Source organism: Streptomyces sp. 5-10 (assembly GCF_014712245.1).
Lineage (GTDB): Bacteria > Actinomycetota > Actinomycetes > Streptomycetales > Streptomycetaceae > Streptomyces > Streptomyces violaceusniger.
In genome coordinates this window covers 65,831-85,386 of record NZ_JACVYG010000023.1, presented here as the reverse complement: position 1 = coordinate 85,386, position 19,556 = coordinate 65,831, and the positions used below count along the sequence as shown (strand labels likewise).

20 protein-coding genes are annotated in these 19,556 nt (G+C 72.9%); 13 read left to right on the top strand and 7 right to left on the bottom strand.

The window, feature by feature from the left end; translation table 11 throughout:
- The first annotated feature begins 5 nt into the window (after nucleotides 1–5).
- Together IEJ02_RS24530 and IEJ02_RS24525 are read left to right on the top strand one after the other, a co-directional pair.
- The gene (locus IEJ02_RS24530; RefSeq protein ID WP_317985902.1) at nucleotides 6–404 is read left to right on the top strand and encodes an ATP-binding protein; all 399 of its coding nucleotides are present in this window, start codon (nucleotides 6–8) and stop codon (nucleotides 402–404) included.
- 459 nt (nucleotides 405–863) lie between these two features.
- Nucleotides 864–1,409, top strand: coding sequence for a TetR-like C-terminal domain-containing protein (locus IEJ02_RS24525; protein ID WP_317985901.1), 546 nt, complete (start codon nucleotides 864–866; stop codon nucleotides 1,407–1,409).
- Nucleotides 1,410–1,497: 88 nt separating this feature from the next.
- Here IEJ02_RS24525 and IEJ02_RS24520 read toward each other — a convergent pair whose 3' ends face one another.
- The 5 genes from IEJ02_RS24520 to IEJ02_RS24500 form a co-directional block, all read right to left on the bottom strand.
- Nucleotides 1,498–2,217: a DUF305 domain-containing protein gene (locus IEJ02_RS24520; RefSeq protein ID WP_191066836.1), complete on the bottom strand. Its 720-nt coding sequence runs from the start codon at nucleotides 2,215–2,217 to the stop codon at nucleotides 1,498–1,500.
- Complete coding sequence (locus IEJ02_RS24515; RefSeq protein WP_191066835.1) at nucleotides 2,214–2,882, bottom strand: thioredoxin-like domain-containing protein; 669 nt, start codon at nucleotides 2,880–2,882, stop codon at nucleotides 2,214–2,216. The genes IEJ02_RS24520 and IEJ02_RS24515 overlap by 4 nt, the downstream gene beginning before the upstream one ends.
- 87 nt (nucleotides 2,883–2,969) lie before the next feature.
- The gene (locus IEJ02_RS24510; protein ID WP_191066834.1) at nucleotides 2,970–3,383 is read right to left on the bottom strand and encodes a hypothetical protein; all 414 of its coding nucleotides are present in this window, start codon (nucleotides 3,381–3,383) and stop codon (nucleotides 2,970–2,972) included.
- A 200-nt stretch (nucleotides 3,384–3,583) separates the two neighbouring features.
- A complete protein-coding gene (locus tag IEJ02_RS24505) occupies nucleotides 3,584–4,684 on the bottom strand; it encodes a phenylacetate--CoA ligase family protein (RefSeq protein WP_137978773.1) in 1,101 nt (366 codons plus the stop codon).
- Between the two features lie 61 nt (nucleotides 4,685–4,745).
- Nucleotides 4,746–6,152 (bottom strand): aldehyde dehydrogenase family protein, encoded by a 1,407-nt coding sequence (locus tag IEJ02_RS24500; RefSeq protein ID WP_317985900.1) that lies wholly within the window; start codon nucleotides 6,150–6,152, stop codon nucleotides 4,746–4,748.
- Between the two features lie 187 nt (nucleotides 6,153–6,339).
- Here IEJ02_RS24500 and IEJ02_RS24495 point away from each other — a divergent pair, with 187 nt between their 5' ends.
- The 3 genes from IEJ02_RS24495 (at nucleotide 6,340) to IEJ02_RS24485 (ending at nucleotide 7,924) form a co-directional block, all read left to right on the top strand.
- Nucleotides 6,340–7,038 carry a response regulator transcription factor gene (locus IEJ02_RS24495; RefSeq protein ID WP_191066833.1) on the top strand — a complete coding sequence of 233 codons (699 nt, stop codon included), beginning with the start codon at nucleotides 6,340–6,342 and terminating at the stop codon, nucleotides 7,036–7,038.
- Nucleotides 7,039–7,235: 197 nt separating this feature from the next.
- On the top strand, nucleotides 7,236–7,679 hold the full coding sequence (locus IEJ02_RS24490) for a hypothetical protein (protein WP_191066832.1): 444 nt from the start codon (nucleotides 7,236–7,238) through the stop codon (nucleotides 7,677–7,679).
- Nucleotides 7,676–7,924 carry a hypothetical protein gene (locus IEJ02_RS24485; protein ID WP_191066831.1) on the top strand — a complete coding sequence of 83 codons (249 nt, stop codon included), beginning with the start codon at nucleotides 7,676–7,678 and terminating at the stop codon, nucleotides 7,922–7,924. Before IEJ02_RS24490 ends, IEJ02_RS24485 begins: the two co-directional genes overlap by 4 nt.
- Before the next feature lie 61 nt (nucleotides 7,925–7,985).
- On the opposite strand, the gene IEJ02_RS24480 is transcribed toward IEJ02_RS24485, so the two are convergent.
- Together IEJ02_RS24480 and IEJ02_RS24475 are read right to left on the bottom strand one after the other, a co-directional pair.
- Nucleotides 7,986–8,330 carry a hypothetical protein gene (locus IEJ02_RS24480; RefSeq protein ID WP_191066830.1) on the bottom strand — a complete coding sequence of 115 codons (345 nt, stop codon included), beginning with the start codon at nucleotides 8,328–8,330 and terminating at the stop codon, nucleotides 7,986–7,988.
- 96 nt (nucleotides 8,331–8,426) lie between these two features.
- Complete coding sequence (locus tag IEJ02_RS24475; protein ID WP_191066829.1) at nucleotides 8,427–10,220, bottom strand: cellulose-binding domain-containing protein; 1,794 nt, start codon at nucleotides 10,218–10,220, stop codon at nucleotides 8,427–8,429.
- Nucleotides 10,221–10,850: 630 nt separating this feature from the next.
- Between IEJ02_RS24475 and IEJ02_RS24470 the strand changes: the two genes are divergently transcribed.
- The 8 genes from IEJ02_RS24470 to IEJ02_RS24430 all read left to right on the top strand — a co-directional run bounded on the left by IEJ02_RS24470 (nucleotide 10,851) and on the right by IEJ02_RS24430 (nucleotide 19,519).
- Nucleotides 10,851–12,875: a TerD family protein gene (locus IEJ02_RS24470; protein WP_191066871.1), complete on the top strand. Its 2,025-nt coding sequence runs from the start codon at nucleotides 10,851–10,853 to the stop codon at nucleotides 12,873–12,875.
- Between the two features lie 96 nt (nucleotides 12,876–12,971).
- Nucleotides 12,972–13,883: a dihydrodipicolinate synthase family protein gene (locus tag IEJ02_RS24465; RefSeq protein WP_191066828.1), complete on the top strand. Its 912-nt coding sequence runs from the start codon at nucleotides 12,972–12,974 to the stop codon at nucleotides 13,881–13,883.
- A gap of 76 nt (nucleotides 13,884–13,959) precedes the next feature.
- Nucleotides 13,960–14,961: a proline racemase family protein gene (locus tag IEJ02_RS24460; RefSeq protein ID WP_137978777.1), complete on the top strand. Its 1,002-nt coding sequence runs from the start codon at nucleotides 13,960–13,962 to the stop codon at nucleotides 14,959–14,961.
- A gap of 27 nt (nucleotides 14,962–14,988) precedes the next feature.
- Nucleotides 14,989–15,672, top strand: a complete 684-nt coding sequence (locus tag IEJ02_RS24455; RefSeq protein WP_191066827.1) for a GntR family transcriptional regulator — start codon at nucleotides 14,989–14,991, stop codon at nucleotides 15,670–15,672.
- Nucleotides 15,669–17,045: an NAD(P)/FAD-dependent oxidoreductase gene (locus tag IEJ02_RS48800; RefSeq protein WP_317985899.1), complete on the top strand. Its 1,377-nt coding sequence runs from the start codon at nucleotides 15,669–15,671 to the stop codon at nucleotides 17,043–17,045. The genes IEJ02_RS24455 and IEJ02_RS48800 overlap by 4 nt, the downstream gene beginning before the upstream one ends.
- Nucleotides 17,026–17,415: a (2Fe-2S)-binding protein gene (locus tag IEJ02_RS24440; RefSeq protein WP_191066826.1), complete on the top strand. Its 390-nt coding sequence runs from the start codon at nucleotides 17,026–17,028 to the stop codon at nucleotides 17,413–17,415. Before IEJ02_RS48800 ends, IEJ02_RS24440 begins: the two co-directional genes overlap by 20 nt.
- Nucleotides 17,405–18,853 carry an FAD/NAD(P)-dependent oxidoreductase gene (locus IEJ02_RS24435; protein ID WP_223864337.1) on the top strand — a complete coding sequence of 483 codons (1,449 nt, stop codon included), beginning with the start codon at nucleotides 17,405–17,407 and terminating at the stop codon, nucleotides 18,851–18,853. Before IEJ02_RS24440 ends, IEJ02_RS24435 begins: the two co-directional genes overlap by 11 nt.
- Nucleotides 18,854–19,129: 276 nt before the next feature.
- Nucleotides 19,130–19,519 carry a TOBE domain-containing protein gene (locus IEJ02_RS24430; RefSeq protein WP_166484036.1) on the top strand — a complete coding sequence of 130 codons (390 nt, stop codon included), beginning with the start codon at nucleotides 19,130–19,132 and terminating at the stop codon, nucleotides 19,517–19,519.
- Nucleotides 19,520–19,556: the final 37 nt, after the last annotated feature.

The following is a 19,556-nucleotide window of genomic DNA, read 5'->3' as shown; positions in this document are numbered from 1 at the left end:
CCGCCATGATTGTGACCACCACCGCCCGCCCCTCCGGGCACCCCGGCTACACGGAGACCCTGCCGTGCACGGCCCAGAGCGCCGCCACGGCCCGTCGTCTCGTCCGTACAGCGCTGGCGGTCTGGGGCATAGAGCACTGCGCTGACGGCGCCATCCTCATCGTCTCGGAGCTGGTGGCCAACGCGGTGGACCACACCGACTGCCGCGTCATCCGCGTCACCGTCACCCGCCCCGCGCCCGACGTGGTCCGCATCGCGGTGGTGGACAAGTGCCGCACCCTTCCTGTCCTGCGCACCGCTGGGCCCGACGACGAGCACGGACGGGGGCTGGCCGTGGTGGAGGAGTGCGCCTGGCGATGGGGGCCGATCGGCTGCCCTGGGGGAAGCGGGTGTGGGGCGAGTTGAGATGTGGGATCGAGGCGTGAGGGCGCCGGGCGGCACCGGCGTGAGCGTCGGCCCAGGGCGGGCCATTTCGGTTCAGCGCAACGACACCGAGGGAGCAGCAATGAGCACCGTAATGGAGAGCCCCGTGGCTTCTCCGACGATCGAGCGCGGTCGTCCAGGGGCCGAAGACCAGGAGAAAGAAGAGGAGCGTGCTGGACCTTCCTTCCCCTCGTGAGGAAGGTCCGGCAGACTCTGCGCCATGGTGGCCTAATGCGCTGTCGCGCGCATTAAGAACGGGTGTCACACTAGCGAGGGGTGTGTACGCCGTGCAATGGGTTACCGGGCGTTCGGTAGCCCCGAGGTCGTGAAGATCTGGTGCTCACGAGGGTGGAGGAGCCGTAGAGTCGGCGCGTCATGACAGAGCGACCACCGCATGGGTCGGCTCGCCCCGGGGGGCGTACGGCCCGGACTCGGGCCGCCGTGTTGGCGGCCGCGTACGAGGAACTCGACCGCGACTCGTTCGCCGCGCTCACCCTCGATCGGCTCGCGCGGCGGTCGGGGGTGCATGTGTCGACCATCCGGCGGCGCTGGCGCACGGTGGAGGGGGTGGTCGTCGATCTGCTGGCCGAGCGCAGTTCGACGCTGCCCACCCCGGACACCGGTGACTTCCACCGGGATCTGACGGAACTCGCCCAGGCCATCGCGGACTTCAACAACGCCCTGCGCAACCGCAATGTCATGCAGGGGCTGATCGCGGCCGCCGCGCATGACACCGGGGTCGAGGAGATCATCCGTAACGCGTTCGTACGACGGACCGAGGAGGTGACCCTGATCGTGCGGAACGCGGTGGAGCGGGGGGACGTCCACGAGGACACCGACGCGTGGGAGGTCATCGCCTCACTGGCGGCGCCGCTGTACTACCGGGTGCTCATCCTGCGCGGGGCCATCGACGAGCGGCTGGTGCGCACCACCGTCGAGGTGACGTATCAGGCGGCCCGGTCCGGGGTGTTCGTGCGGAAGGGGTGATGGCGCCCCGCGACCCCGTGGGGCAGACCCCGTGGGGCAGAACCCCGTGGGGCGGTCCCGTAGGGCGAGGGGCGCCATCGGCGGGGCGTCAGGAGGACGCGCCGCGTGCCTTGAGCATGTCGGCCATCAGCTGGATCTCCGACTGCTGGCCCTGGACCATCGTCCGGGCCAGGTGCTTCTCGGTCGGGTCCTTGACCAGCTCGACCGCGCCCTTCGCCATCTCGACGCCGCCCTTGTGATGGGCGGTCATCAGCTTCAGGTAGAGCACCTCGGCCGCCTTGCCCTTGGCCTTGCGCAACTCGTCGAGCTGGCTGTTGGTGGCCATGCCCGGCATGAGCGAGCCGTCGTGCGGCTTGTACGTGGAGCCCATGCCCTTCATCGAGCCGTGGTCCATGCCCTCCATGCCGTCCGTGTCGTCCGACGACATGTGCTTCATCCACGTCATCGGCGGGTCCTCGGACGTCTTGTCCAGCCCCCACATGTCCAGCCAGCCCTGGAGCATCCCGGCCTGGGTGGCCTGGGTGCTGGCGATGTCGAACGCCAGCCGCCGCACCTCGTCGTCGTCGGTGCGGTCGCGCACGATGAACGACATCTCCACCGCCTGCTGGTGGTGGACGGACATGTCGCGGGCGAAACCGGCCTCGGCCGAGGTGTCCTTCGGCGTCCCCGGGTCCGTCGAGCCCTCCGAGCGGTCGCTCGTCAGCCACAGCACCGCCACCGCCACCAGCGTCAGCAGCGCGAGGGCGGCGGCGACCCCCGCCACCAGCGGCTGGCGGGAGGCGCGGCCGACGGCGGTCCCGTCGCTCACGAAGTCTTCCCGTTGGTGCAGTAGGCGCCGGGCTCGGGCGTCTGCTTGCCCTGGACGAACTTCTTGAAGAAGTCGGCCACCCGCGGGTCGGACGCGTGTCGGATGTCCAGCTGGTTGCCCCAGGCGTTGAGGACGATCGGGGAGTCCTGCTCCTGGTAGGGGCTCATCATCGAGTACGGGGTCTTCTTCACCCGCTCCGAGAGGGCGGCGATGTCCTCCTTCGACGCCTTGTCGGTGTACGTCACCCACACCGCGCCGTGCTCCAGCGAGTGCACCGCGTTCTCCTTGGTCAGCGGCTTGGCGTAGACATCGCCGTTGCAGTTCTGCCAGACCTGGTTGTGGTTTCCGCCGACCGGCGGCGACATCGCGTACTTCACCGTGCCCTGGACATGCGTCCGGCCCAGGTTCTTCCAGGTCTTCATGCCCTTGAACTCGCCGGTCTTCACGACCGAGGAGGTGACCTTGGCCTCCTTCTCCTCCTTCTTGTCGCTCGCGTCGACGAGGAAGTAGCCCCCGACGGCCAGCCCGGCGACGATCACCGTGACCGAGGTGATGGTGATGATCCGGTACCGGCGCTCGCGCGCCTTCTCGGCGCGGCGCAACTCCTCTATCTTCGCGCGGCGGTCGGCCGCCGCGCCCTTCGTCTTCGATCCCTTGGAACCCATGGCTGTCCTCAACCTCGCAGTTCGCGCAAGTAGCGCAGTTCGCACACTGGATGGGTGGAGCGGTGCATCGCGGTGACCGGCGTCGGCCTAGGTCCGAAGTACTTGGAGTTGGTGAAGGCCGAGGGCGCGGACGGGATGGTCCGGCGGCGCCCGGGCGGAGTCCGGCTCCCGGGGGCCGGCGGGCGGCGGAACCTCGGCGAGGGAGGGCGGGGGTACGGGCGTGGGCACCAGGGCCTGGACGACTCCCCGGGGGCCCGCGACACAGTTGTCGCTTCCGGCGCCCGAGCCGGAGGCGTCGAACGGACGGTGCCCCGGAGCCGGATACGCGACCGGCTCCTCATGCGGCTGGACCGCCGCGGTCTCCGCCAGGCGGTGCGGGCGGCACCCCGTCGACAGGGCGGTGTGGCCGGCGGCGGGCTGGACGCACGAGGGCGCCATCCATATCGCCGCGGCGAGCAGCAGCACGGCGCGGCAGAGGACGGAAGGCACGGTGCCGCGCACCGGATCCCTCCGTATGTGGCCTATGTGGCCCCTCCGTATGCGGGCCTCTCCGCCGCCCTGCCCTCTGCCCATCGCGCCAGATCGTAACCACTGCGACTGTGGCGACTGAATGGGTCCATGCCGGAACGCGGCAAACGCCTGGTGGCGGCCCGGTGTCAGCCGCGCGCCACCCCGGCGTCCAGGTGTCTGTCAGCGGACGCCTAGTAGACGCCCTCGATCACGACCTCGTCGTCGAACATCGCCACCGGCCCCACATCGGCCACCGAGTCCCCGACCGCGCCCTCCGGCGGCGGCACGCGGATCGCCAGATCGCGCTCGAGGTTGCCCGGCAGCAGAGCGGACTTGCTGACGTGGTTCATCACCACCTGCCCGCGCTCGCCGTACGCCACCGGCGCCCCGCTCGCCGGGTCCACCACCGAGAAGGTGACGAACGGCGTCCGCGGATCGAAGACACACGGCTCGTCCGGGCCGAGCCCCAGCCGCTCGGTGGCACCGCCGAGGATCATGGTGTTGCCGTAGGTGCCGTACAGCTCACAGCCGGGGAAGACCTCGGTGCGCAGCAGATCGCGGGTGTCGGCGTCCATATGGGCGCCGCCCCACATGATGCCCTTGACCTTCTCCCCGATCAGCTCGATGAGGTCGTCGTGCCGGGCCAGCCGCTCCAGCAGCGGCGGGGTGGTCATCAGCACCCCGATGTCCTGGGTGCGCAGGACGTACGCCGCCTGCTCGATCAGATGGTTCACATAGGCGTCGGTCTCCTCGGCCTTCCCGCCGGAGATCAGCTTCTTCACCCACCGCGGATCCATGTCGACGCGGAACATCAGCCCACCGTGCCGGGCGGCCGTGCCCGCGACCATCTCGCCGACCATATGGGGGCCGCTGGGGGCGATGGCGAGCCAGTCCACCCCGCGCGGGATGCCGAGCCCGTCGAGGTCGGCGCTCAGCCCGTGGGTGAGGCGGTCCAGCCAGTCGCGCAGACACACGATCCGCTTGGGCGCGCCGGTGGTGCCGCCGCTTTCGAAGACCCCGACGATCCGGGCGTCGGCGCCGTAGCCCTGGGGGATCAGATCGCGCACCGGCACCTCGCGCAACTCCCCGGTGACATTGGGGAAGAGCGCGAGGTCGGCGACGCCCTTGACGTCCCGCCGCGGATCGAAGTCCAGCGTCTCCGCCTTCCGCAGCCAGAACGGGGAGCCGGTGTCCGGGCCGAAGTGCCACTCCATGGCGGCGCGGATGTACTCGTCGGGGTCGGGGCGCTCGTCGAAGGGGATGTCGAGCACCGAAAGGGAAGCTGTCGGCACGGGATGCTCCTCGCGGGTGGCGGCAGGGGTGCGGACTCATGGGGTCGGGGGACTCATGGGGTCAGCCGCGGATGACGGCCTTCGTACGCATCAGGAACTCGCCGAGATACGCGTCGTGCGGGATGCCCGGGGCGATCCAGTGGGTGGGGTGGTCCCCGATGTAGAGGTTCTTGATGGACGGCTCGGCGAGCAGCCCGTCCAGCAGCGCCTCGTCCCCGGTGACCGCCGTGACCACCAGGCTGTCCCGGAGCGCGGCGACCCCCGCCTCCCGCGTCCAGGGGGCCACCCAGACGCAGGGGAACGACAGCTCCACGCCCAGCCGCGCGTCCCGCGGATCGTCGAGCTGGAAGACGGCGGGGCGGAGGGCGGCGCTGCCGTCGCCGAGGTCGTCCACCACGCCGTCGCCGCCCAGCCAGGCCCGGGCGCCCGCGGCCTTGCCGAGCAGCAGGCGTTCGAAGCCGCGCGCGACCTCCAGCGGATGGACCGGCAGTACGGCCTTCTCGTCCTGCGGCGGCAGGCTGGGGAGGGCGGCGAGCCGCTCCGCCAGCGCCTCGGCCACCGGCGCCGGATCGCCCTCGACGAGGACGGCGGTGGCGTTGACGCAGGCGGTGCCGCCGTGGCGGGCGATGGAGTCGACCACGACATCGAGGTGGTCGCGCCACTCCCGGTCGGCGGTGATCAGGACCTTGGAGCGGCCGGGCCCGTTGGGCAGGACGGCCGGATCGGCGGCGTAGCGGTCGATGACCTCCTGCCCGCCGTAGACCATGGAGAGGTCCGCGCCGTGCAGGATCTCCCCGGCCGCGTCGTGGTCGGTGGGCAGCAGCACCACCTGATCCGTCCCGAACCCCGCCTCGCGCAGGGCGCTGACCAGCCGGTACGGGGTGAGCGGCTCACGGCGCGAGGGGCGTACGGCCACCCGGTAGCCCAGCGCCAGCGCCTCCAGCCACAGGGCGTGCACGGCGGGGTGGTTGCCGGCGGCGTGCACCGCGAAGACGTCGCCGCGCCGGATCCACACCGCGGTGCCGCTCCGGGCGTACGGATCGCGCCAATCGCCCACCGCGCCCACCGGGCGGGCCGCCTGGACGCTGCGGTACGCCTCGGTGGCGCTGAGCCGTATCGCCTCCACGGCGATCCGCACATTGGCGAGCGGGGTGCCCGACATCCGGCACACCGCGCCCTCGTACGCCTCGGCCGACATCCCGGCCACGGTGCCGGTGGCGAACAGCTCCCCCGCCCGCTTCAGCGCGGCCAGCCGCTCCTCCAGGGACAGGGTGTCGGCGGCGCGCAGCGCGGCCAGCGCCCGGGTGACGAACAGCCGGGGCACCAGGGAGAGTTCGGCCATCGGGGCGCCGGTGACATCGCCGACGGTGAGGCGGTGGCGGGAGCGGTAGGGCCCCTTGGGCCCCAGCGCGTCCAGAGAGGCCAGGGCGTCCAGGGCATCAGGGGCGGCGGTGGCGGGCTGGGACACGCTGGCTCCTTCGCGGGCGCGGGACACACCGGCTCCTGGGCGGGCGCGGCGGGAAAAGGGTGAACCAGGCCAATCCCACGGCGCGGACGGTACGGAGTCAATTGGCCCAAAGGCCATGCCCGGGCCCTTGGCGCGGGCAGGGCGCACGGCGGGGCACGTACCATGCCCGGCCGGAGGTGGTAAGGACATGGCGGGTACGGGCAGCGGTCGCGTCCTGGTGACGGATGACGACGCGGCCATCCGGCGGTCCCTGGAGCGCGGGCTGCGGCTGGGCGGGTTCTCCGTGACCCTCGCGGACGGTGGCCACGCCGCGCTGGCCGCGGTGCGCGACGGGGCGCCCGATGTGGTGGTCCTGGACATCTCCATGCCCGACCTGAGCGGGATCGAGGTGTGCCGCGCCCTGCGCGCGGACGGCAATGACGTGCCCGTCCTGATGCTCTCGGCCCTCGACGAGGTGGCCGACCGGGTGGCCGGGCTCCAGGCCGGGGGCGACGACTACCTCGTCAAGCCCTTCGCGCTCCAGGAGCTGGTGCTGCGGCTGCACGCCCTGCTGCGCCGCCGTCCGCCCGCCGCCACCGACCGGGTGCGGGCCGGGGCGCTGGAGATGGTGCCGGAGGCCCGGGAGGCGTGGCTGGACGGGGTGGAGCTGCGGCTCACCCGGCGCGAGTACGAGCTGCTGGACGTGTTCGCCCGCAACGCCGGGATCGTGCTCACCCGCGATCAGCTGCTGGATCGCGTCTGGGGCTATGACTTCGACGTCCGTACGGACGCCGTGGACACCTTCGTCAGCTATCTGCGGCGCAAGCTGGAGGCGGACGGCCGCCCGCGGATGCTGCACACGGTGCGCGGCGTGGGGTTCGTCCTGCGGCCCGCCGAGGCGCCGTAGCCGGGGGCGGCGCCGGTCTTTCCGGTGGGTCCGGAGGTTTCGGTGGGCGGGTCCGGCCGTTCCCGCTCGTCCGGCCCTTCCATCCCTTCCGTCCCTTCCGGCCCACAAGGTTTCCACAAAGAAGGCTCCTAGGTTTCCCCCGTCCGGGGCGGCCCGGCCCCTCCCGGGCCGCCCGGCTCCGAGGGAAGGAACGCACCATGCACCGTGGAAAGAGCGTCCTCGTGGCGTGCGCCGCCACCGCCGCCCTGCTCGGTCCGGTGGGCATCGCGGCGGCGGACGGCAGCGTCTCGGCCACGACACCGGCCGCCGCCCCGAGCGCGAAGGGAGCGAAGGGCGCGGGGGACGGCTCCCGGGGGCTGTGCAAGCGCGCCAAGAAGATCGACAAGCGGCTGGACCGGGCGCTGAAGCGGCTGAAGGGCCCGGCGACCGTCCGCGGGTCCGTGGCCCGGCTGGCGAAGCGGGTCGAGCGGGCGGAGAAGGCGGACCACACCGAGGTCCAGACGTTCCTCAACCACAAGCTCACCTTCCGCAGGTCCCTCGTGCCGACGCTCGAGCAGCGGCAGAAGGACCTGTCGAAGGTCCAGAAGTGGTGCGCCGCGCGCGGCGAGGGATCCGGCAGCGGTAAGGAAGCGGCCAAGTGAAGCGCGGCCCCTGGGCCCTGGCGGCCACGGCGCTGCTCTGCGCCGCGCTGGCCACCGGCTGCGGCGGCGGCAACGGGGGCTCCGGCGGCTCGGACGACGCGAACGGCTCATCGGGCACGTCCGCCCCGTCGGCCACCGCACCCCCGGCTCCTTCGGCCTCCGGCCTGGACGGGCTGAACAAGCTGGTGGACGACGCGGAGTCGGCGGCGAACAGGGCGGACTCCGACGCGGCGAACGACAACTGAGATGACGGGTCCCCGGCGCGCGACCTCACCGTTCGCGCCGCCGCGCCGGGGACCTCGTCCTTCAGACGATCGTGACCGGGGCGATCAGACCCGCGGTGGATCCGGCCGGTACGGGGTTGGCCTCGGCGCTGACCAGATCGCCGTTCTCCATGACCCCGGAGCCGCTGACGTCCACATGGACCCGCAGCCCGTAGTTGTCCCCCGGGACCAGCTCCCCGGGGACGGTGACGCTGAACGGGACATGGCCGCCCGGGCTCAGCGGCACATCGGTGAGGACCTGCGCGGCGACGATCGACTCGGGGGTGTCGGAGCGGGACACGTTGCGCACCTCCACCACCACCCGCGCCGCCCGCCCGGCGGGGGCGTCGGGGGGCAGGGTCACGATGCCACTGAGGACACTGCTCATTCCGAGATGGGTTCCCCCGCGGGCGGCGGTCTTGTTCCCCCATCCGGGTGGAGCGGTGCGGTGCGGAGCGGTGTGGTGCGGAGCGGTGTGGTGTCGTCAGTCCGCGCAGGGGCGGCCGTTCAGGGTGAAGGAGCCGGGCGGCCGGTTGCCGTCGCTCCAGGTGCCGAGGAAGCCCATGGAGAGGGAGTCACCGGCCTTGACCCGCTTGTTGTAGTCGGCCGGGGTGGCGGTCACCTTCGAGCCATGCTGGGTGAACTCCCCGTTCCACATCTGCGTCACCCGCTGGGAGTCGCGGAAGGTCCAGGTGACCCGCCAGCCGTCGAGGGACTCGCGGGAGGTGAGGGTGACGGCGGCCTGGAAGCCGTCGGGCCACTCGTTGACCAGATGGAAACGGGCGGTGCAGTCGGCGTCGTCGCCGGGCTTCCGGTCGTCGGAGGGCGGTTTGCCGCCGTGGCCGGACGTGGAGCCGGAGCCGGAGTCGCCCTTGGAGGACGAGGGGGATGGGTCGGGAGAGCGCCCCGGCTTCTTCTGCTGCCCCTTGCCGGAGCCCTTCCCGTCCTTCCCGCCCTCACTCTTCGAGGGGCTGGCGGAGGCGGGCGCGCCGGGGCTGTACGGGGAGGAGGTGGCGGGGGCCAGGCTGCCGGGGGTCACCTCGGGGCCCGTGGAACCGCCGCTGCGGTTGTCGGAGTCGGCGGCGGTTCTGGTCATCGCGACCAGTGCGGCGAGGGCGACGACGGCTATCACCGCCAGGATGACCGTCGTACGGGCTCTGCGTAACCGGCGGCGGGCGGCGCGGCTCCGGACGACCCGGTGCCCCCCGGAGCGAGCCCCGCTCGCCCCATCGGCCCCGCCCGCACCGGCTCTGCCATCCGAGCCGACTCTGCCACCCGAGCCAACTCTGCCCGCACCGGCTCTGCCCTCCACGCCACCGGCCCGTCTGCTCCGCCGCGTCCCGATCACGTCCAGGACCCGGTCGCGCAGCCGCTCCCACAGCGGCGCGCGGACCGCGTGCGCGGTGGGCGCGGCGGCGCGGGCGCTCGGCGCGGCGCCCGGGGCCCGCTCGGCGAGCGCACGGCGCCGCTTGAGGTAGAGGTGCGCGCCCCAGCCGATGACCCCGCCGGCCAGCGCGCCGGGCAGCCCGGCGCCGTCCACATACATACAGGTGGCGGCGTCCCGGCAGGTGCGGCACCGGGCGAGGTGCTGCCACAGGTCGGCGGGTGAGGGGGAGTCGGGCGCCCGGGTGGCGGCGTCCAGCAGCTTGGCGTAAGCGCGGCACTCCTCGTCGGTGAGGGTGTCCACATGGGCGCGCTGACACCGTTCGCGGAAGGCCGCGCGGACCCGGGCGATCTCCTCGGTGGCGTACTCCGGGTCGTACCCCAGCTGCCGGGCCACCGCCTCCGTGGACCGCGCCTCCACCTCGACCAGCCACAGCAGCTCCCCGTCCGCCTCCGGCAGGTCCCGCAGCGCGCGCAGGGCGAGCGGCTGGTCGCGGGGCGGGGCGGCGAACCGGGCGGCGAGGTCGGAGGCCAGCCAGGTCCGCAGCTCCGGGTTGAGCCGGTCCCCGTGCCGGTGGGCGTCCCAGTCGGCGGCGGTCTTCCGTACGGCGGTCAGAAAGAGCGGAAGCCACGGGAGGCGCTTGCCGAAGCCCCGGGTGCGGCGGTTGCGGGTCTCCCGGATCCCCCGCCGGAACGCCTCGGTGGCGAGCCGCATCCCGTCTTCCGGGGTGGTGGTGCACAGCTCCGCGTAATCGGCGACCGCGTCCCAGTACGCGCCCAGCAGCGCCGTAGCGGAGGCCGCGCCATCGACATCCTCGGCGGGCGCCTCGGCGACCCCGCGGCGCGTCGGGGAGCCGTCCCCGGGCGATTCCCTGGGAGATGAGTGGTCGGGCATGGAGGCAATTCCTCACTCACGAACAGCGGCGCCCCCGCCGGGGGCAACCCTCTCACAAACGGGCCGCGGGGTGTTCAGCCAACAGCACAGCGGTGCCTCGGAGTTGGGGATTCCCCTTACGGGGGCGCGCCGAGCCTTTCACGCCGGTGACCTGGCTGACAAGAGACGTAGAGCAGTCCCCATTTGGGATTATGAGCTACCTGACAAGCCGTGGGATCCAGCCGAATCAACGTGAATAGTAGTCACGTTCACTGTCCCGTGCGACACAATGGCCACACCCGCAAAAGGTATAGACCGCACAGTTCGCGCTGTGAACTCCTGTGCGTTTTCGGTGACTTCCGGGAGGCGCGGGCTTGCCGTCCCGCCGCGCCGGATGCGCCTCGGTGCCGATATCGGTGCCGGGGTCGGTGCCGGGGTCGGTGTCGGTGGGAGCAGGCGGGCGCGTGGGGCGTATCCGCCGGGGCGGGTCGTCCGTATCAATCAGCGCATGACCTCCCGAAACGTCTGGTTCGGGCGCTAAGGTTCACTTCACTCACGCGACATGTGCGGCGCGTCACACATCGCAACGCGGAGGCCGCTCGGGGGGTCCGAGGCGGCTGCTTTTTTTGGGGGGGACCAACCATGCGGGAGATGACCAAGGGCGGCAATGTCGGCCTGGCCGCTCTGAGCGAGGACACGGGGTCCGTGATCCTGAGCCTGAACTGGAGCTCGGCGACCGGAGACGGGGACGCCGATGTCTCCGTGCTGCTGCTGAACGGTGATGGCAAGGTCCGTGGCGACGCGGACTTCTACTTCTACAACAACCCGGCCGCCGCCGATGGCAGTGTGCAACTGCTGGGCAAGACGCCGACCGCCGAGGGGAACGAGGACCGCATCAGCCTCGATCTGACGGCGACACCCGCGGATGTCGAGCGGATCGTCGTGGCGGCCAGCCGGTACGGCGGCGCCAGGTTCGGCGATCTCAGTGACCTGCGGGTGACCCTCGCGGACCGGGTCGGCGAGACCCTGCTGGGATTCTCGATCGAGGACGCCGATGTGGAGAGCGCGTTCATCTTCGGCGAGCTCTACCGCCGGGGCGAGGAGTGGAAGTTCCGGGCCGTCGGGCAGGGGTACGAGTCCGGACTGGCCGGTCTGGCCACGGACTTCGGCATCGACATCGACGATGACGCGGCCGACGAGGAGACGGCCGATGAGGAGACGGCCGACGAGGTGGCGAACGCGGCGCCGGAGCCGGTGGAGCAGGCGCCAGCCCCCGGGGCCGAGGGGGTGCCCAGCATCCCCGCGCCGACGTCGGCGCCCACGGCCCGGGTGGCGGGCGAGGAGCCCGCACCGGCTCCGGCCCGCCGCCCCCGTACGGCGAAGAAGAAGGTCACGCTTCCCAAGGTCGCCAAGAAATCGCTGGCGGAGAACGAGTCGTGGCGGGTGGCTCGGCTCTTCCCGGTCTCCTCGCTCAGGTACGACCGGGAACGGGAGATGCGCGCCACGTCCGTCCTGCTGTCGGTGATGGCGCAGGTGCCCGAGCTCGGGCGTCGGCTCACCGCGGCCTTCGGCGCGCCCGCCGGCCGTATGGAGACCTTCACCGAGGTCTCCCTGCCGCACGGCGGCAACGCCCCCAAGCGCCCTGACGGCGTGATCCGCGTGGAACGGGCCGGGAAACTCTGGACCGCCCTGGTGGAGACGAAGACCAACGGCAATCCGCTCAAGTCCGAGCAGGTCCAGGACTACATGGACATCGCCGCCCGGCGGGGCTACGAGGCCGTCATCACGCTGTCCAACGACGTCGCTCTCGAGGGCAGCCCACTGGTCGACGTCAAGGTCGACGGGCGCCGTAAGCACAAGGTGGCGCTGTGGCATCTGTCCTGGGCCGAGGTGGCCCACCACGCCCAGATGCTGATCCGCCACGAGGGCGTCGGCAACACCGCGCACGCCTGGCTCCTCCAGGAACTGCTCCAGTACCTCCAGCACGAGAACTCCGGCTGCCACGGCTTCCAGAACATGGGCCCGGCCTGGGTGCCGGTGCGCAACGGCATCGACAACGAGACCCTGTGCCAGGGGGACCAGCGCGCCATCGACGTGGTCGAGAGCTGGGACCGGCTCGTCCGCCAGGTCTGTCTGCGGCTGGGCGGCGAAATCGGGCAGAAGGTCCTGCCCGTCCAGCGCGCCAGGCGGGGAACCGACCAGAGCTCCCGTCGTGCGGCCATGGCCGACCGGCTCTGCGAGGAGGGCCGTCTCTACGCCGAGCTGCGCATCGAGGGCACCTCGGGGATCCTCGCGATCGTCGCCGATCTGCGCACCGGCAAGCTGCGCACCTCCATCGAGATTCCGGCCCCGGACCAGGGCTACCCCCTCAGCTGGGCCAAGCGCCTGGTCCGGCAGCTCGCCGAGGCCCCGGCCGACCTCCATGTGGAAACCCTTGTCGAGGGGCAGGGCGGCGGCCCGCGCGGCACCCTTGAGCGGCTCCGCCCCGAACCGGCCGACATGCTCCCCAAGGGGGGCGCCCGGATAACCGGGTTCCGGCTGTCCCTCTTCAAGGGCATGGGCAGCGCCCGAGGCAACGCGGAGTCCGGCTTCATCCGCAGTGTCGACGACGCCGTGGACCGCTTCCACTCCGGTGTGGTCGCCCACTTGGGGAGCCGCTCGGCCCGCCGGCCGTAGGGGATGAGAAGGCGGATCGGGCCACTGTGCGGTGTGACATTGCACTGCTATCGTCGAGAGGACAGTGGCCTGGTCCCCTCCCCCTGGAGGTTCCGCATGCCCGATCTCTCCACGCCCTGGCGTGGCGTTCATGTCGCCACGGCGCTTCCGTTCCATGACGATGACGAGCTGTCGGTCGACTACGAGGGTTACGCCGCCCATGTGCGGTTTCTCGCCGAGCACGGCTGTGACGGGGTCTGCCCCAATGGGTCGTTGGGGGAGTACCAGACCCTGACGGACGAGGAGCGGGCGCGGGTGGTGCGGGTGGCGGTGGAGGCGGCGCCCGAGGGGTTCGGGGTGATGCCGGGGGTGGCGGCGTACGGGGCGCTGGAGAGCCGGCGGTGGGCGGAGCAGGCGGGGGAGGCCGGGGCGCGGGCGGTGCTGGCGCTGCCGCCGAACAGCTACCGCGCCGACCGGGAGGCCGTGGTCGGCCACTACCGCGAGGTGGCGCGGGCCGGGCTGCCGGTGGTGGCGTACAACAACCCCCATGACACCAAGGTCGACCTCACCCCGGAGCTCCTGGCCGAGCTGCACGGGGAAGGGCTGATCGTCGCGGTCAAGGAGTTCAGCGGGGATGTGCGGCGGGCGTACGAGATCGCCGAGCGCGCCCCCGGTCTCGATCTGCTGATCGGCGCCGATGACGTGCTGCTGGAGCTGGGGCTCGCCGGGGCCGTGGGGTGGATCGCCGGGTATCCGAACGCGATTCCCGACGCCACCGTGGAGCTGTACCGGCTCGCCACCTCGGGCGTCGGCGCGGACCTGGAGAAGGCGCTGCCGCTGTACCGCGCGCTGCATCCGCTGCTGCGGTGGGACTCCAGGACCGAGTTCGTCCAGGCCATCAAGGCGTCCATGGACCTCGCCGGGCTGCGTGGCGGGCCGTGCCGCCCGCCGCGTTCGCGGCTGGCCGGGGAGGCGGCCGCCCGCGTCGTCCGGGAGACCGAGACGGTGCTCGGGTTGGGGTACCGGTGAGGGCCGTGTCGGTGGGGGTGGCCGTGTCGGTGGGGGGGGCGGTGCCGGTGGGGGCCGTGTCGGTGAGGGGGTGCCCGTGAGGTCGCGGCGGGTCTTCCACACCGTGGAGTCCCACACCGAGGGCATGCCCACCCGGGTGGTCACCGGCGGCGTGGGGACGCTCCCGGGCGCGACCATGGCCGAGCGCCGCCAGTGGTTCATCGAGCACCGCGACGATCTGCGCACCCTGCTGATGTACGAGCCGCGCGGCCACTCCGCGATGAGCGGCGCCATCCTTCAGCCGCCGACCCGGCCGGACGCGGATCACGGCGTGCTCTTCATCGAGGTGTCCGGTGTGCTGCCCATGTGCGGGCACGGCACCATCGGCGTGGCCACCGTGCTGGTCGAGACCGGGATGGTCGAGGTGCGGGAGCCGGTCACCACCATCCGCCTGGACACCCCGGCGGGCCTGGTGGTCGCGGAGGTCGCCGTGCGCGACGGGGCCGCCACCTCGGTGACGATCCGGAACGTGGCCGCGTTCTGCCTGGCCACCGACCGTACGGTGCGGGTGCCCGGCTTCGGCGAGGTGCGCTACGACATCGCCTTCGGCGGCAACTTCTACGCCATCGTGGAGCTGGACGCCCTCGGGCTGCCGTTTGACCGGGCGGCGGGGCAGGAGCTGCTGACCGCCGGGCTGAAGATCATGGACGCGGTGAACGCGCAGGACCCGCCGCACCACCCCGAGCGGCCGGACATCACCGGCTGCCGCCATGTCTACCTCCAGGCCCCGGGCTCGACGGCGCGCCACTCCCGCCACGCCATGGCCATCCACCCGGGCTGGTTCGACCGCTCCCCCTGCGGCACCGGCACCTCCGCGCGGATGGCGCAGCTGTACGCACGCGGTGAGCTGGGGCTCGGCGAGGAGTTCGTGAACGAGTCGTTCATCGGGACGCGGTTCGTCGGGCGGCTGCTGGAGGAGACCACGGTGGCGGGGCTGCCCGCCGTCGTGCCCTCGATCACGGGGCGGGCGTGGGTCACCGGCACCGCGCAGTTCCATCTCGACCCCGAGGATCCGTTCCCGGCCGGGTTCCTGGTGTAGAGGGGAGAGATCGGTGGTGGATGGAACATGACCGGGTCCGCTCCCCGTGGCCGCGGCTCCAGTCTCGAGCCGCTCGGCAAGCGCGAGAGCCTGCGCGACCGGGTCAGGAACGCCCTGCGCGCGGGCATCATCTCCGGTGAACTCGCCCCCGGCGCCGTCTACTCGGCGCCCGCCCTCGGCGCCCGCTTCGACGTCTCCCCCACACCCGTCCGCGAGGCGATGCTCGACCTGGTGAAGGAGGGGCTGGTGGTCTCGGTGCCCAACAAGGGGTTCCGGGTCACCGAGGTCTCCGAACAGGACCTGGACGACCTGGCCTCCATCCGCCTGCTCATCGAGCCGCCCACCGTACGGGAGGCCGTACCCCGTATTCCGCCCGGCGACCTGCCCGCGCTGCGGGAGCTGGCCCAGGCCATCGTGGACGCGGCCGAACGCGGCGACCTCATCGGCTATATCGAGGCCGACCGGGTCTTCCACCTCACCCTGCTCGGCTACGCCGGGAACCGGCGTCTGGTGGACGTGGTCTCCGAACTCCGCTCCCAGACCCGGCTGCTGGGTCTCGCCCCGCTGCTGGAGAGCGGGCGGCTCGGCCGGTCGGCGGCCGAACACCACGCTCTTCTCGACCTCGTGGAGGCGGGGGACGCGCCCGGCGCCGAGGCCATGACACATCGCCATATCGGCCATGTGCGCGGGCTGTGGGCCGGTGGCCCGTGACTCGGGACGGGTGGGAATCGGCCTCCCAGGGCCTGCCGAAGACCGCCGACCTCGTCGTCGTCGGCGCCGGAGTCGTCGGCGCGGCCGCCGCCTGGTTCGCCACCCTCGCCGGGCTGCGGGTCGTGGTCGTCGACCGGGGCGCCATCGCGGGCGGCACCTCGGGCGCGGGCGAGGGCAACGTCCTGGTCTCGGACAAGGAGCCGGGCCCGGAGCTGGAGCTCGCGCGGTACTCGCGGCGGGTGTGGGGCGAGGACCTGGGCCCGTACGGCGAGCGGTGGGAGTTCGAGCGGAAGGGCGGGCTGGTGGTGGCCTCCACGTCCGCCGCCCTGGACGCGCTGCGGACGCTGGCCGAGCGGCAGCGGGCCAGCGGGGTCGACGTACGGGAGGTGGCCGGGGCCGAACTCCACGCCCTCGAACCACGGCTGACCCGCGAGGCCGCCGGGGGTGCGCTGTATCCGCAGGACGCCCAGGTGCAGCCCATGCTGGCGGCGGCCCACCTGCTGCGGCTCGCGCGGCAGCGCGGAGCGGTGGTGCGGACGGGGACGGAGGTGGTGGGGTTCCTCCGGCGGGGTGGGCGTGCGGGCTTTCCGGGCGCCTCGGGTGGGCGTGCGGGGTTTTCGGCCGTCTCGGGTGGGCGTACGGGCTTCCCGGCCGTCTCGGGAGCAGGCGGGGCGGGCGTCCCGGTCACCCCGGGAGGCGGCGCGGGCGCCCGGGCCACCCCGGGAGCAGGCGGCGCGGGTGCCCCGGTCACCGGCGTACGGACACCCCACGGCACCATCAGCGCCCCCGCCGTCCTGAACGCGGCGGGCACCTGGGCCGGTGCGGTGGCGGGGCTCGCGGGCGTCGAGCTGCCGGTGCTGCCACGGCGGGGCTTCGTCCTCGTCACCGAACCGCTGCCGCCCGCGACCGTACGGCACAAGGTCTACGCGGCCGACTACGTGGACGCCGTGGCCAGTTCGGACGCGGAGCTCCAGGCGTCGCCGGTCGTGGAGGGCACGGGCGGCGGCACGGTGCTGATCGGGTCCACCCGGGAGCGGGTCGGCTTCGACCGGCGGCCGTCCCCCGCCGCCGTACGGGCGCTGGCCCGGGGCGCGATCGGGCTGTTCCCGATGCTGGCGTCGGTGCGGGCGATGCGCGTGTACGCGGGCTTCCGCCCGTACTGCCCCGACCATCTGCCGGTCATCGGCCCCGACCCGCGCGCCCCCGGGCTGTGGCACGCCTGCGGCCACGAGGGCGCGGGGATCGGCCTCGCGGCGGGGACGGGGAAGCTGATCGCGCAGGCGCTGACGGGGGAGGCGACGGATCTGGACCTGACGCCGTTCGCCCCCGAACGCTTCGAGGAGGGTGGTGCGGATGAGCCACGCGGGGAGTGAGGAGCGCACGAGGTCGTTGCCCTACCGGCTGACCTTCGACGGTACGACGGTCACCGCGCGGCCAGGCCAGAGCGTGGGCGCGGCGCTGGTGGCCGCCGGGATCGTGGCCTGGCGGACCACGCGGCGCGAGGGCAGACCGCGCGGGCTGTTCTGCGGGATCGGGGTCTGCTTCGACTGCCTGATCACCGTGGACGGGCGCCCTGGGCAGCGGGCCTGCCTGGTCCCGGCGCGGGACGGGATGCGGCTGTCGCCGGAGGACGGTGGCGATGGCGGTGGCGATGGCCGTGGCGGTGTCGAGGGCGGCGGTGGTGGCGGTATGGCCGGCGGCGTAGAGGACGATCGCGAGGGTGATGGCAGCGATGGCGACTGATCGGCCGACGTACGACGTAGCCGTCGTGGGCGCGGGTCCCGCCGGGCTCGCCGCCGCCGTCGGGGCCGCCGAGGCGGGCCTGGACGTGGTGCTCATCGACGCGGGGCGGTTGCCCGGCGGCCAGTACTGGCGCCACGACGAACACTCCACGCCCCCTGCCCACCACCACGGTCGGCTCTTCGCCCGCCTCCGCGCCCGGTTGCACTACCAGCGCCACCTCGGCCGCCTCCACTACCTCCCCGGCCATCAGGTCTGGCTGATCGACCGCGCCCGCCCGGACGCCGGGCCGTTCACCCTGCGCCTGAACGGCCCGTACGACACGGCCCCCGTCGAGCGGGACCGGGTGCGGGCCCGTGCGCTGGTGCTCTGCTGCGGTGCGTACGACCGCCAACTGCCGCTCCCCGGCTGGGAGCTGCCGGGGGTGATGGCGGCCGGAGGCGTACAGGCGCTGCTGAAGGGGCATCGGGCGGCGGCGGGGCGGCGGGCGGTGGTCGCGGGTACGGGCCCGTTCCTGCTGCCGGTGGCCACGGGCCTGGCGCGGGCGGGGGTGCGCGTCCTCGCCGTGTGCGAGGCCAACCCGGCGCACGGCTGGCTGCGCCACCTGGACGGGGCGGTGCGGGTGCCCGCCAAGTCCGCCGAGGCGGTGCGGTACGCGGCGCTGATGGTCCGCCACCGCATCCCGTACCGGACCCGGGCCGCGGTGGCCGAGATCCTGGGCGAGGACCGGGTGCGCGGGGTGCGGCTCGACGGCGGCGAGGTGCTCGAGGCGGATCTGGTGGCGCTGGGCTGGGGGTTCACCCCCGCACTCGAACTGCCCCTGATGGTCGGCGCCGCCACCCGGCGCGACCTCGACGGCTCCCTCGTCGCCGTGGTCGACGCCCGCCAGCGCACCACCGTCCCGGACGTCCTGGCCGCGGGGGAGACCACGGGCGTGGGCGGTGCCGCGCTCGCCGTCGCCGAGGGACGGCTGGCCGCCCTGTCGCTGGCGGCGGCCAACGGGCTGCCGGTCGATCCGCGCGCCGTACGGCGGCTGCGCGCCGCGATCCGCCACGGCCGGGCCTTCGCCGCCGCGCTGCACCGCACGTACCCCGTGCCCGCCGGGTGGGCCGACCGGCTGACCGAACGCACGGTGGTCTGCCGCTGCGAGGAGGTCACCTACGGGGAGCTGTGCCGCGCCCGTACCGAACTCGGCGCCGAGGACCCCCGCACCATGAAGCTCCTGGCCCGCCCGGGGATGGGCTGGTGCCAGGGCCGGATCTGCGGTTTCGCGGTCGCCGCCGTCACCGCGTCGCTGACCGGCCGCCCGGCGACGGCGGAGGAGCTGCGGCCGCTCTCGGCACGGCCGTTCGCGGCGCCGGTGACGCTGGGGGAGCTGGCGGAGCTGGACGAGCCGGCGGAGCTGGACGAGCCGGCGCACGACGCGGACGAGGAGCCCTAGCTGTGCTGTCCGGGGGAAGTGGCGCCATGCGTCGCTGGCCGACTGCGGCGCCGTCGTGGCTGGTCGCGCCCGCGCGGCGGAGCCGCACATCGACACAGCCCCGCGCCCCTTCGGGGCGCTGCCCGAACCGTAGCGGACTTCCTCCGACCTGCTGAGCGCCCGCGAGCCCTCGCCTTTGGTCGCTTGCGCAGATGCCAGCACCCATACTCAAATCGTTGGACGGATGCCACCTGATCGGCATGTACCGGCTCGCAGATGCGGCGCTACCATGGGCGGATGCATACGTACCGGATCGGTGAGGCCGCGGCTCTGATGGGGGTCAGCGTCGACACCCTGCGGCGCTGGGTCGACAGCGGACGGCTGACCGCCGAACGGGACGAGCAGGGGCGCCGGATCATCCCGGGCCCGGCGCTCGCCGCGTTCGCCCGCGAGGTCGCCAGCGGCACGGACCGCGACCACCCCGGCTCCTCGGCCCGCAACCGCTTCTCGGGGATCGTCACCGAGGTGATCCTCGGCGATGTGTCCGCGCAGGTGGAGATCCAGGCGGGGCCGTTCCGCGTGGTGTCCATGATCAGCCGGGAGTCGGCTGAGGAGCTGAAGCTGGAGCCGGGCGTTCCGGCCGTCGCCGTGATCAAGTCGACCAACGTGGTCGTGGAAACGCCGTGAACACGCGCGCCGAGGGCGGCCCAGGCAGCAGTGGCAG